General features: G+C 64.8%; 10 protein-coding genes and 3 pseudogenes. 3 read left to right on the top strand and 10 right to left on the bottom strand.

The window, feature by feature from the left end; all coding sequences use genetic code 11:
- The 7 genes and pseudogenes from AC1DZA_RS19880 to AC1DZA_RS19850 form a co-directional block, all read right to left on the bottom strand.
- The coding region (locus AC1DZA_RS19880; protein WP_476773960.1) for a helix-turn-helix domain-containing protein at positions 1 to 179 on the bottom strand (179 nt) is incomplete at its 3' end.
- 873 nt (positions 180 to 1052) lie between these two features.
- Positions 1053 to 1301 (bottom strand): annotated as a pseudogene (locus AC1DZA_RS19875) (DUF5655 domain-containing protein); the annotation flags it as partial.
- A 1102-nt stretch (positions 1302 to 2403) separates the two neighbouring features.
- Positions 2404 to 2889: a LysE family transporter gene (locus tag AC1DZA_RS19870; RefSeq protein ID WP_476774060.1), complete on the bottom strand. Its 486-nt coding sequence runs from the start codon at positions 2887 to 2889 to the stop codon at positions 2404 to 2406.
- A gap of 64 nt (positions 2890 to 2953) precedes the next feature.
- Positions 2954 to 3778 (bottom strand): ABC transporter permease, encoded by an 825-nt coding sequence (locus AC1DZA_RS19865; RefSeq protein WP_476774059.1) that lies wholly within the window; start codon positions 3776 to 3778, stop codon positions 2954 to 2956.
- Positions 3775 to 4812 (bottom strand): ATP-binding cassette domain-containing protein, encoded by a 1038-nt coding sequence (locus AC1DZA_RS19860; RefSeq protein WP_476774058.1) that lies wholly within the window; start codon positions 4810 to 4812, stop codon positions 3775 to 3777. The genes AC1DZA_RS19865 and AC1DZA_RS19860 overlap by 4 nt, the downstream gene beginning before the upstream one ends.
- Before the next feature lie 1998 nt (positions 4813 to 6810).
- Positions 6811 to 8415, bottom strand: coding sequence for a DivIVA domain-containing protein (locus AC1DZA_RS19855; RefSeq protein WP_476774057.1), 1605 nt, complete (start codon positions 8413 to 8415; stop codon positions 6811 to 6813).
- 91 nt (positions 8416 to 8506) lie between these two features.
- Positions 8507 to 8661 (bottom strand): annotated as a pseudogene (locus AC1DZA_RS19850) (transposase); the annotation flags it as partial.
- Between the two features lie 143 nt (positions 8662 to 8804).
- Here AC1DZA_RS19850 and AC1DZA_RS19845 point away from each other — a divergent pair.
- Positions 8805 to 9100: pseudogene (locus AC1DZA_RS19845) on the top strand (ATP-binding protein); the annotation flags it as partial.
- 79 nt (positions 9101 to 9179) lie between these two features.
- Here the strand turns inward: AC1DZA_RS19845 and AC1DZA_RS19840 are convergent.
- From AC1DZA_RS19840 to AC1DZA_RS19830, 3 genes are all read right to left on the bottom strand, one after another.
- A complete protein-coding gene (locus AC1DZA_RS19840) occupies positions 9180 to 9470 on the bottom strand; it encodes a hypothetical protein (protein ID WP_476774056.1) in 291 nt (96 codons plus the stop codon).
- 284 nt (positions 9471 to 9754) lie between these two features.
- Positions 9755 to 10315 carry a recombinase family protein gene (locus AC1DZA_RS19835; RefSeq protein WP_476774055.1) on the bottom strand — a complete coding sequence of 187 codons (561 nt, stop codon included), beginning with the start codon at positions 10313 to 10315 and terminating at the stop codon, positions 9755 to 9757.
- 302 nt (positions 10316 to 10617) lie between these two features.
- Positions 10618 to 11235 carry a hypothetical protein gene (locus tag AC1DZA_RS19830; protein WP_476774054.1) on the bottom strand — a complete coding sequence of 206 codons (618 nt, stop codon included), beginning with the start codon at positions 11233 to 11235 and terminating at the stop codon, positions 10618 to 10620.
- A 433-nt stretch (positions 11236 to 11668) separates the two neighbouring features.
- Here AC1DZA_RS19830 and AC1DZA_RS19825 point away from each other — a divergent pair, with 433 nt between their 5' ends.
- Both AC1DZA_RS19825 and AC1DZA_RS19820 read left to right on the top strand, forming a co-directional pair.
- Positions 11669 to 11980 (top strand): transposase, encoded by a 312-nt coding sequence (locus AC1DZA_RS19825; RefSeq protein ID WP_476774053.1) that lies wholly within the window; start codon positions 11669 to 11671, stop codon positions 11978 to 11980.
- Positions 11981 to 11982: 2 nt separating this feature from the next.
- Positions 11983 to 12819 (top strand): DDE-type integrase/transposase/recombinase, encoded by an 837-nt coding sequence (locus AC1DZA_RS19820; protein WP_476774052.1) that lies wholly within the window; start codon positions 11983 to 11985, stop codon positions 12817 to 12819.
- The last annotated feature ends 72 nt before the right edge of the window (positions 12820 to 12891 follow it).

Raw genomic sequence — 12891 nt, 5'->3', positions numbered from 1 at the left:
TCAACGGCATCAGCGAAGGTCGAGCGGGGCTCCCGCTCATACGTCGGCGGCCGATCCGACCGCAACGCCGCTCGAACCGTGTTCCGAGACACCCCGAGCCGCCTGACGATCTCTTTGATCGGCAAACCCTCGGAACGATTCAGCCGACGAATTTCTGCCCAATCTTCCACAGCAATCACCCTTCAAGCGTTGCCGAGGGGGTCAAGATTCGCGCGGCACCAGAGGGTCATTCTTCAGGGAGCACCGACAGTGCCCATTGGGGGCGAGCGTCACGGCTCCGGGTGGTGGGGTTGGCCGGTTCGCTGGGACGGGCCGCCGGTGTGGGGCGGCCGCGTTGGCGTGGTGGCCGGCTGGGTTCGGTGAAGCCGAGCCGGGCGAGTTCCTTGCCGGTCCAGCCTTCGGCGATCGCGGCCTGGTATGCGGTGGCGTGGGCGCGTTCGGCTGCGGTGACCTGGTGGGTGAGTTCGGTGATGTTCCCCAGGGCGGTGGCGAGTTCGCGGACGACTCAGCCGGGTATCAGGCCTTGGGTGAGCCAAAGCGGTTGGAGATCGTGGTGGTCGGGAACCGCTCCGGATCGGGGTGCGTCCGGCGGACGAATCCTCGGAGGACGGATATCTGGTCACGCTCGTGCAGCGCACCTCCACGTCAGCTCGCATCTCAGGACACGCGGTCATCAGCACGCTGGGGCTTGATGTCTCGGAGACTCGGCAATGGCCAGCTGCCCTGGTCGATGGGGCGCTCGTGATCGACCTGACCACGGACGGACGGATCACCGGTCACCGCAAGCGCCTCTGAATCAGACCTGGGCCTGCACATCAAGGCGGGGAGCGACCGGTCGGTCGCCCCCGCTTTCGTGTCGCCACGGCGGCCGCGGGCGGGCGCTGGTCGACAAGGAGGGTGGGGCATCGGGGACGAGGACGGGTACGCGATGGATGCGACCAGGATGGAATTTGGAATCGGGGACGAGGATGGATCGGCGGATCAGGATGAGGAGAGGAGGGGGAACGAGACAGGCACCGACTCCTACCGGCTCAACCACACCCGAACATCGGTCACGCAGTGATCGTGAGATCGAATGCTTCACCGATCCAGCCGCGGAGAAGATCGTCGACATGATCCGGGTTCGCGAGTAGCACTTCGTTGTGCCAGCGTCGCGAGGAGACCTGCTCAGCACGCAACACTCTGGGGTCCCCGAGCCGGTACTCAAGGACAACGTTCACGACGATGCCGCCGCGACGTGGATGGATCCCGAGGAACGCGCGTCCATGCGCGATGTGGAACGAGGACGCCTTCTCTTGAACGTCGACCGGGCCGTGTCAATGCCGAGGGATCCTGCGTACCCCACGACGTCATCGAACAACAACTGCGAGACGAGATCACCCTGAATACGCTCCCGCGCCGTGCGTGCCATCGACCCAGCATACGGTCCGACACGTAGCCCCTTGGGCCGCATCCCCCCGACCCCCTGGGCCACTTCAACTTGACAGAGACCCTCCCTCGAGAAATTGAGCTCTCATGGGCGGGCGCGGTCTTCGAATTCGGTGGAACGTCTATCGCCGTCGGATTGATCGGGTGTAGCGTCGTCGGCGAGTCGCCTGGGGCTTGTTTCGCTTCACCCGGGATGCTCTCGGGCAGGGGGCTTGCCAATCGGGGGCAACGCCCGGGTAACTCGGGTCCTGTCGGTGGGCGTGTCCCGTCCCCGAGGTTGCGGGGGCGCACCCGCACGTGCGCGGGGAGCGGCTCCGCCCTCCCGCTCCCGGTCCGCCGGCGGCACGCCACCACCGTGGTCTTCCGTGGCCTGTCGGGTGCAGCGGTTGTATCCAATGGGGACAGCCCAGAGTCATCCTTCGGTCTGGCCTGCCCCCAGTGGGCACAACCGAGAACTTCCACGGATGGTGATGCCCACGAATGACCCAACCACACCGGGCACAGCCCGACCCTCCGCTAGGGCTCCGGGCCGACCTGCACCCAGCGATGGACGGCCCATTACCACCGTCGTCATATCGACGCTCTCGGGGGAATGCGAGCAATGCAACCGCTTCGCCGGGGTTGATCGTGAATGTGCCCCGCTCTCCGCAGCCGGCTTCCGTATCCAAGTAGAACCGGCCTGTGTCGCTCGAAGACTGCAATGCCACTAATCCGCATTCGCCACCAGCAATCCTGCCTCGCTCGACGCAGGGAAGCTCAAGGGGTACGTGAGCACCTCAATCGAAGCGACCTCAATCGGGGGCCGCTCCGATGTTGCTGAGAACCAAGTCACGTGTGGGTACAGTCGCTCCAAGGCCGTCGGGCTCGTCTGTACGGAACCCCAGCGATTCGATTCCAAACGACCTCAGCTCGAACCGCTCAGACTTCGCCTGTTCGTAAGCAATGGATTTGGGGAGCTGCCGGTCAGCGACAGGGTCACCATGGCTGACGATCCCCGCCCATACACCCACACCAATGCTCGCAACGCGACCAGCTGCCGCCCAGCCCCACCACTTCCGGAATCGCGCTAGGAATCGCTAAGTCATCATCCGATTTCATCATGATTGGGATGCCGGCACGGTCTGTCCGTTTAACGGCTCCGGTCAAGCCAGGCGCGTTTGCAGGGGTGAATCGGGAGTGCTCACCAACCCATTCTCGATCACCTGTTCTCCTCCCGTTCACGCGCTGTCGCGTCCAAGCCGGAGACGCTTGTCTGGTTGGGGGTACATTCCAACCAGACGTCAGCCCACCTAGCTCGGTGGCGATGCGTAGGCCGAAGAAAGCGAACACTGCGCCGGTCACGGCTACGATTGTTTGTCGAACTCGCGGGCGGTTCAGCCATGTCCGCGCCGCGCCTGCCAGGTTGCCGAGGACAAGGTACCAGACGACGGCCTCGATCGCGTGGATGACGGTGAACACCATCGTAATGCCCAACGTCGAGGTGCGCGGCGGGAGGAACTATCGTGCCCTTCCGCTCGTAGCGGGCCTATCGGCTGCTGATTTTCGTGTACCGAGCGATGCAGAGGGGGACGAACACTGCGAGCATGACCGTAATGCCGATGAGGGTCGTCGCGATGGGGTGCTGCAGGCTCCAGACGTCGGGAATGGGGGCCGTGCCTTCGTTGCCGAAGAGCTGTCGCGCGGATTGGACGAGCGCGGACACGGGGTTCCATTCCGCGATTACCCGGAGGCCGTCGGGGAGCGTCTCGGAGGGGACGAACGCGTTCGAGATAAAGGTGAGGGGGAAAAGAATCATGAACGAGGCGTTGTTGATGGCCTCCGGGCTGCGCACGACCATCCCGAGCAGGGCCATCACCCAGCTGAACGCGTAGCTGAACAGGAGTAGCAGGCCGAGGCCGGCGAGAAACTCCGTCGGTGAGCTGTTGACACGCCAGCCGACGAGCAGCCCGGTGCTCATCATGATCAGCATCGAAATGGTATTTAGGGCAAGGTCGCTGTTGGTCCGGCCGATCAGGACTGCGGAAGGGGAAATTGGGAGGGTGCGGAACCGGTCGATGATCCCAGTTTTCAGGTCCTGCGCCATCGCGGATCCGGAGAAGGTTGCACCAAACACGACGGTCTGGACGAAGATCCCAGCCATCAGGAATTCGACGTAGTTGGAGCCTTCGACCTGGATCGCACCGCCGTAGACCTGGCTGAACAGCAGCACGAACATGATCGGTTGCAGCACGGCGAAGATCAGCATGTCCGGGGTGCGGCGGATCTTGCTGAGGTTGCGTCGCGTGGTCACCCACCCATCGGTGACCCATCCGCCTCGCGCGGTGGTGTATCCAGTCTGCAGGGTGCTCATTTGCTCGCTCCTGCCAGGGCATCCGCCCGCGAATCGGTGCTGGTGAATTCGTCGTCGGTGGGGGCGGCGGGATCGATGTCGGCGCGTTGACCAGTAAGACGGAGGAACACGTCGTCGAGGGTAGGTCGGCGTATCCCGGCGTCGAGCAGCACAACTTGGGCGGACCCGAGTGCCGCGAGGCAGGTTTGTAGGGCATGGGTCCCGGACGCAACCGGGACTTCCACGGTGCGCCCGTCGACAGCGATCACGGGCTCGCCGTCACCGTGCGCGCGGAGGACGCTGACCACCGTTCCTATGTCGCTCTCTTCGGCGAGGGTGACGACCACCCGGTGCCCGCCTGTCTGGGCCTTCAGCTGGTCCGGGGTGCCCTCCGCGATGACCCTGCCGCCGTCGATCACGGAGACGGTGTCGGCGAGCTGGTCGGCTTCCTCGAGGTATTGGGTAGTCAAAAGCAGCGTGGTGCCCTGCCCGACGAGTTCCCGGATGATTTCCCACAGCGCTTGCCGGCTCCGCGGGTCAAGCCCTGTGGTTGGTTCGTCGAGGAACAGTACCTTTGGTTCGTTCACGATCGCGCAGGCCAAGTCGATCCTTCGCCGCATCCCACCAGAAAATCCCTTCACCGGTCGACGTGCTGCGGTGATCAGGCCGAACCTGTCGATCAGCTCATCCGCTCGTTGCACCGACCGACGCCGGCCAAGGTGGTACAAACGGCCAATCATCTCGAGGTTCTCAAACCCGGTCAGGTTCTCATCCACGGCTGCGTACTGGCCGGACGCACCGATCAGCCGTCGGGTCTGGGCGGGATTGACCAGGACGTTGGTGCCGGCCACCATCACCGCCCCTGAATCAGGGCGGGTCAGCGTGGTCAGGACCTTCACCATGGTGGTCTTCCCGGCCCCATTCGGGCCCAGCAGCGCCCGCACCGTCCCGGCCGGAACATCAAGGTCCAACCCGTCCAGTGCGTGCACCTCGCCAGCCTTGGAGCGATATATTTTGCGCACATCTCGGGCGGTGATGATGTTCTGCGAGTCCATAACTTCTTTCTTTGTCAAGATCGTGAGTCCCGCGCCGCGGGATGAATACTTTCTCCAAGGCGGTAGCACTCCACCAAGCCCACGGCGCGCACGGGCACGTGGATACAGCCCAAAGGGAAAAGATCTGGCGCTCACCCCGGCGCGAGTTGCTAGGCGCCCATCGCCGTGCTGATCCCGCCGAGAGAGCCGGAGTTTGGGAAGCCGTACACGTCTGATATGTCAGATTGCGGTACTCAGGATAACAGCGTGTCGACGCACGCTCCCGTTCTTCGTGCATCGCCCCATCTCCGGGGTGCTCCGACCAACATGTCCCATTGACATGTAGCGTCGAGAGTGGATTCCGTGCCGCTTGAGGTGCCGGCAGATGGGGCTGCGACGTCCGACCTCGCCTCCGGGGGCGGGGGGGGGGGGGCGTTCGCCCCCCCCCACCCCCACGTCGGGTATCAGCCCCCGATGCCCAACCTATGCCGTCGACTGAACCCCCAGCTCCACGGCAACGCAAAAGGTGGGCCCCTCCGAGGATTGGAGGCTCAGAGGGGCTCGCAGCACTTCCGACGCGACCCCGTCGTGGACACGTCACCGGCTGATGGAAGCAGGCAGACCCCAGCAGATCTCATGCTGATATTTCAGTCGGTGTTCCCACCGTAGCAGATCACGTTCATCGTGGATCCCTGGTGCAGGCGGCGGTTCAGGGAGTGATGTGGTGGGGGAGGGCGCGGACACCACCCCGTGCGCGTACTCGGTCGGCGTGTCTGGTGAACCGGCGACAGCCCGCGGCCTACGTAGAGTGATAGAGACAGGCGAGTCGGCCGACGTGAGTTTGGCTGCAGCCTGGTCCTGAAGTGACCGGTGCTCGAGTCGCTCTGGCAGGTCGGGGTGCGGTGTCCATGCAGGCCGCACGGTCGCGGCGGGCTGGGGCGTGCTACCGTCGACCTTGTCGACTGGTATTCCATCGGTTAGGGTGCCCGTGGGCTGGCGCTTCCGGGCCGGTCGATGTGCGCGGATCGGAACCGAACGATCCCGTGCGGAAGCACTGCGCCCCCTCCTTGGAGTTCGAGCTTCGGGAGGGGGCGCGTTCGGGATCTCGAGTCGTGCACTGATATTTTTATCGGGCTAGACGGACTTCACGCTTGACGGCAAAGGAAGCCCCGCTGGCACGGTCGGGGCTTCCGTCGTTGGTGGGCGAACCTCGGCCTCTACCAGATGTCGCGTCCCATGGTCGGCCAGATCCCTGCGCACCAGTTGTCCCACCGCGCTCGAGCACGCCGGCAGCGATCGGATCGATGCCGCCTCGTACCGGACGTAGACACCTCATCGTCAGTCAGGAACTCCACCGGCATCTGGCGATGCCTACGCCACAACCGCACAACGGCCCGCATTAGTCGTGGAGGTCGGGGACCGGAGCGCACGAGCAGGGCGGCGTTGAAGGGCAGATCGGCTGGTTCCGCCACAACCCCCTGGTCCCGGTCGGCAGGTGCGGGGCTGTGGGTGCGGTGTTCTGAGGTGGTGCAGGAGCCGCTGACCGAGCGACCTGAGTGGTCCGGTCGAGCACCGGCGTGGGTTATGCGAAGAGGATGAGGGTTAGGAAGACCGCGGCCACGCCGCCGATCGCGCAGACCGGTTCGATCCAGCCAATGCGTCTGGGCGCGGTTTCGGCCGGTGAGCGCGAGCCCGCCCGCCGGTGCCGCCCCGCTGCCAGAGCTGCCGTCACCAGGGGTGTCACCGCTGCCCGCGCCGCCGCCGACGTCGCGCCTTCCCCCCATGAAGGATACTCAGGGATCAGACCTCGGGCAGATGCCGGGCACGAACGACGCACCACTGAACCCATCCCTCCGCACCAGCGCCGCTACCAGCACGGACGCGTAGCGTCGACGGGCTGGGGTGCAGCATTGACCCCGCACGCCGCACCGTCAATCAATCCAGCTCAATTGGTCTTGGGGTTGACGCGTTCGGTTCTGCCGTTGTGGTGCGGCATAGTGATGGCCGCGCATGATCGGGTCAGGCGATGTTGGTTTCGGCTTGGTCGAATGCGGTACGGAGGCCGGCCAGGTAGGCGGCGATAGTGTCGCGTTCTGTGCGGAGCTCGGCGAGGTGGGTCTCAGCGGTATCGGTGAGTTCCCGGGCGCGGTCTTCGGTCGCAGTGAGGATGGCGGCCGCCTTCTTCTTCGCGGTGCCGAGCTGTTCCCGGGTCGCAGTATCGGTTGCCTCTCGGAGTGTGCTGGCTGCTGTTTCGGCGGCGGCGTGCACGGCCCGAGCTTCGAGGCGGAGATGCTCGGCGTGGTCGCGTGCCGCGGCGAGGTGGCGTTCAGCTTCGTCGCGGGCGGTGCGGGTCTGGGTTGTGATTTCCTCGTGGCCTTGAAGGAGTTCCTGCTCGGCTTCGTGTCGACGCGCGGCGAGGTGGACGTCGAGGTCGGTGCGGGCCTGCGTGACTTCCCGCTGTGCCCGTTTGGTGTCTCGGGCGAGCTTGGCGCGGGCGGTGTGCAGCTCGTTGCGGAGTTCGATTCGGGCTTGTTCGGCTTCGGCGTCGAAATCGGCTCTGGACTGCTCGAGTTCGTGAGCGAGATCGGCACGTGATTTTTCGATCGCCGCGGCTGCACGCTGGCGGTCATGGTCGAGTTCGGTGGTGAGTTTCGCGCGCGCTTTGCCCGCTTCCGAGCCGAGATCCCGTGCCTGCTGGTCTCTGGTCTCGGCGAGTTCCCGCTCGGTGCGCTCTCGTGCCAGTCTGAGCTCGGCGTGAGTCTGCTCGCGTTCTGCGGCGAGCTCGGCACGGGTCACGGCGACCTCTTCCGCAGCAGCGGCGCGGAGTTCTGCCACGTCATCCGACGCTGCAGCACGGACTTGGCTTGCGGCATCGGCTGCGTCGAGACGTTCCTGCTCACAGGCGGCCGTAGTCTGCGCGCGCGCCTGATCCAGTTCCAGCGCGACCTCGGTGCGGGTCTGTTCGATCTCCTTCGAGAGCGTCACAGATGTCTCAGTGACAGTGGCGGCTTCCCGATCCGCGGTAGCACGGATCTTGGCCGCGTCGTGTTCGGCGGCGGCGCGCACAGCAGCCGCGTCTAGAGTTGCGGTGGCGCGCAGCTCTCCCACCTCAGCCCTCGCCGCCGTGCGCAATGCCTCCGTATCGGCGCGGGTCCGTTCCATGAGTGCTGCAGCGTCTTCATCCGCGTTCGCGCGTGTCGCAGCCGCGGCAGCATCGGCGGCGGTGATGCGTTGCTCGGCATCCCTGCGGGAATCACGATCGAGCACAGCCACTGCTCCCCAAGCGTCAGCACGGAGGATGTCTGCCTCGCGGACGGCGGCGGCACGAAGTTCGGCGGCGTCAATATCAGCCTGGCTGATAACCCGGGTGGAATGCTCCTCAGCGATCCTGAGCGTGTGTTCCAACCTCAGCCCCAGCCCGCTGAATGTCGGACTCCCAGTCTCTTCAAGCTCTCCCTCGAGCTCGCTGATACGCGCCCGCAGCCCTCGGACCTCCGCTGTCGACTGCTGCTCAGCCTCCGCCCGTAGCGCCAACTGTGCCTGCAACCGGGCGACGACAGCGTCGACCTCGTCACGGTCATATCCCCGGAACGACTGCCCGAATGAACCCTCGTCAATACTCACTTCGCCCCCGAACTTGAACCCGGCATCCTGCTACCGCCGGTAGAGCCCATTCTCCGGCACTACCCCACACAGGCTCAGCACCCGACCGCGTCGATTCGGTGAGCACTGTCTTCGGCCGGGTCCCGTTGCGGATGTTTCCGCCACCGCGTGCTTCTCGTGACTGAGGTGCGAGGGCATCTCCTCGTTCAGCGCGGCCTCGAGGACAGTCTTCGCGAACTGCTTCAGCAGCCCGTCCCGGCCCAGGAGGGCGTCGATGCTGACAATTGTCCGCCGGCGCATGAGCAGTGATGCGACGGCGCGACAGCGACACCGCTGAGGATGAGCTCTCGCTCACCAAGGGGTGATGGTGACTGAGAATGTCAACCTGAGTGAAGGCCACACCCTGTCGTCAGAAGCAACTGGCGCGCACGATCGCCAGGTACGGGCGCGTCGATTTGCTCCTGACCGACGAGCTCGGCTACATGGAACTCGATCCCCGTGGCGCCGAGCTCCTTTTTCCAAGTCCTCACCGAAAGTGAGGAGAAGAATTCCGTCGCCATCGCGTCGAACGAGTCCTTCAGGGCTGGACGAAGACGTTCACCGACCCACGCTTGTGTGCGGCGATCGTAATCGGCTCACGTTCAACGGCACCAAAATCGAGACCGGCACGAACTCCTGCCGACTCGCCAACACCCGCAACGACTAAGCGGACGGTCGATCCGGTCTATTCGTGCTCTGGTTGGGGAGCCTCGCAGATAACCTCTGCATCAACTTTGCCGTCCTGCTCAGCAACGACGGACACCGCTGATCCCCGGACGCGCCGGCGGCGTGACCGACACACTCGGTGTCGTCGTGCGGGGATTCAGTTCAGGCGCATAGGCCCAATCAGTTTTATCCATTTCCGCCTCGAACCCGACCGGTTCGGCAGGACTGTACGTGATCTGGCTGCCGCCCTTCCACGCCGATGCTTCGTACAGGAAACGGCTGGCTTCCTCCTGACCCGCTGAGCAGCCAGCCGACGCCACAACGGCAGCACTGACGATCATCACGGGCAGGACGCGCATCTGAAGCTTCATCCTCTAACAGTCGCAGTTGCTCGCGGGGAAGGCATCCGACCAGGTTTGCCAAACGCGCACCTCCCAAGGATGATCTGCCTCAGCCAGATGGGTCTGGCTAGATTGTCGCGGTGGTACCACCCAAGATTGACATTCTCACCACCCGTCAGATGGGCGAGCGCAGGTCTGGTCGACGGCGGAAGCGGTTGCCGGTTGGGGCAGGGGGGTTTCATTACCGAGATCGTGGCGCCAAATTGAAACGCTAGTGGTCTTTGGGGAGAGCGTGGTTCGTGTCGCTCGTCGGCTCATGACCGGGTGAGGTAGCCGTAGATCGTGGATCGCGGGACTTTGAGGAGGTTCGCGATTTGTTGGACGGTGTGGGTTCGGTCGTTGTAGAGCTGTTGGGCGTGGGTGGCTTGCTCGGGTGTGAGTCGGGGGCGTCTGCCGCCGGTGCGGCCTCGAGCGCGGGCGGCGGCGAGGCCGTCGCGGGTGTTGGCGATAAGGAGTTCGCGGTGGAATTCGGCGAGGACGGAGAGCATGCCGAACATGGCGCGCCCTTCGGGGGTGGTCGTGTCGATGCCTTGCTCGAGGACCCGGAGTCCGACACCGCGGGATTGGAGGGCGTCGCCGAGGGTGACGAGGTGGAGCATGGATCGGCCGAGTCTGTCGAGTCTGGTGATGACGAGTTGGTCGCCGGCGCGGTTCGCAGACGCGAGGGCTTTGTCGAGCTCGGGCCGGCTGGCACGGGACCCGGACGCGACGTCGGTGTAGACGTGCTCGGGGTCGACGCCGGCGCGGGTGAGGGCGTCGATCTGGTGGTCCGGGTTCTGGTCCGCGGTGGAGACGCGGGCGTATCCGATGAGCATGCGCCGACAATAGCAGCGGCTGGGGTTTTCCGGCGTTGATTCTCGACGCCAGTTGTCGACGCGGTTCTCGCGGAGCGCACCAGATAGTCTTCTGCGGTCAGGGCGCGGAAGATGTGAAGCCGCGATCTCACTCGCGTGACAATATCGCGACGGCATAGCCGATCAATGCTCCCACTTCGATGGCGACTGGATGCTGCGACTGGACCCTCGCATCCAGCGATTCTCTTCTGTTACGCACTAAAATTCAGGCGTTGCGCATCATGGCGGGCCTCAGTCCCCAGTCCCGTAGTGGTGGTTCTCGGCTACTGGTGTGGCCGGGTGAGTGCTTCGAGTCGTGTGGTTTGGGTCGGCGTGTGGTTGGTTCGGGTTTGTTGGTATCGGACCCATTTCGCGAGTCGACGTTCGTCGGGGTCGTTGCGGGCTGCCCGGGGGAGCCGGTGGTATGCGCTGAAGAACGCTTCGACGGTGTCTGCCGTGGCATCCCAGAGTTGTTCCCGGAGCGTTTGCTGCCAGCCGGGCAGGGTGTCGTCGAGATACGCCTGACGGGCAGAGCTTCGGGGGGTGGTGCGGCGGTCTCTGAGCCGGTCGCCGAGTCGGGCTTCTTCGGGGTCGGGGGAGTCCTGGCTGGGGAAGACGCCATGCTGTTGTCGGTATCTGGCGATCGCGTCGATATTGGCACGGAAGATCCGGTCAGGGTGCCGCCAGCCTGGCGTCACCTGGTCGAGGTAGCTGACCCGGTTCGCGAGGTCTGAGTTGGGCTTGTACGAGTTGTACGCGGTCCGGCGCGCGGCGCCGTGCCAGCGGTGCAGTGCAGCTTCGACCGGATCGGAGGCGTTCGGTGAAGGCCAGCGTTGATGTAACCGGTAGAACGCTGCAAGTGCGTCTGCATGTTCCTGCCAGGCCTCGAGCGGGTTCGTCACGCCTCGAGAGTAGCGGTGGGGTCGACGACTTCTACGACGCGCTGAGGTCATCATCGCCAGCTCGGCCTCGTTGCCACGGGCGCTCGCGATCGTGCACATGCTCCGTTACGCCGCCGACCCCGCCACCGGCCGATACGTAGCCCTCTCCTACGCCACCATCCGGGCCCGTGTCAAAGGGTCGGCCCGTATCGTCCGGTACCGCCTGAATGCCTATGACATGTGTGGTACTGACATTCCGAGTTGTCTCTTGCTTACCAGGTAGGCCAGGACCCAGTCAGCACTCCAGGGGAACGGGGGCTTGCCTGGTCCCCATCGCGAGGTTGCCACCCCTTTCGAGTTGACATCCCCGTACCCGCGAGCGGCGCCAATGCCGATACTGAACCGTCCTGACTTTTCGGCCGCTCTTTTATGAGCGACACGAGAGGATGGCGGGATGCCACGCAAGATCGACCAGGAAGTTCGTTTGAGGGCTGTGCGCCTGGTGACGGAGCGTCGTTCGGAGTATTCGTCAGAGACGCAGATTCGGTCGCAGGTCGCCGAGTCGTTGGGGGTTTCCCAGGAGTCGGTGCGGCGTTGGGTGCAACAGCACCAGATCGACACCGGCATGGCCGGCGGGGTTACGTCGGAAGAGCGTGAGGAGATCCGGCGGTTGCGGAGCGAGGTCCGCCAGCTCCGTGAGGTGAACTCGATCCTGCGTTCGGCGACGATTTTCTTCGCGGGGGAACTCGACCCCCGCAACCGTTGATCGTGGCGTTCGTGGACCAGATGCGTGCGTCTGGTCATGCCGTCGAGTCGATCCGACACGCTCTGCAGCATGCAGGGTTGTCGATCGCGGCAAGAACGTTGCGCCGGTGGTGCGCGCATGGCCGAGTTGTTCCCGCCCGGGTCGTTACGGACGCCCTGATCGAAGACGCCGTGCGTGCTCTCGCGTTCACGACCAAGCTGACCGGTGAGCGGGTGCTCGCACCTGAGGGTCTGTACGGACGGCGCAAGATGCTCGCCGCGGTACGGCGGGGCCTGGTCCCATCGGCCGGGTTCGCCGCCGTCGACCGGGCCATGCGCTCCTTGGGTCTGAACGGTGTCATCCGCAACAAGCGGGTGCGCACCACGGTCCCGAACCCGGCGCATGTGCGGGCACCTGACCTGCTGGACCGGGACTTCACCGCGCCGGCCCCGGATCACGTCTGGGTTGCTGATTTCACCTACGTGCGCACCTTCCAGTCGTTCACGTACGTCGCGTTCGTCGTCGACTGCTACTCCCAGCGGATCGTGGGCTGGAACGCGTCGATCCGCCGCGACGTGGAACTCGTCGACGTGCCCGTCAGGATGGCGCTGTGGCAACGAGACCGCGCCGGGCATCCGATCGAGCGCGGCCAGCTGATCAGTCACTCGGATGCAGGCAGTCAAACTGGGCTCAACCGGTGGAAACAACACCTGATCGGAGGGTGTTGTGGGACGACCGTCGGATTGGATGAGGGAAGTGACCGGGCGCGCGCCGATGCACTCGCCCGGTCACCCGGGGCACCCGCGTGCGAGGGAGCGGGAGTTCTGGGCGAAGATCAGCACGGGTCTGCTGCCCGCTGAGGCTGGCGTGACGATCGGCGTGGCTCCCGTCGTTGGGTCGCGGTGGTTCCGACAATCAGGCGGTATGTCACC

The sequence above is a fragment of the Agromyces sp. P2_B3 genome, from assembly GCF_056404815.1.
The sequence above is the reverse complement of the archived record's forward strand: the minus strand, read 5'-3'. Positions and strand labels throughout refer to the sequence as shown.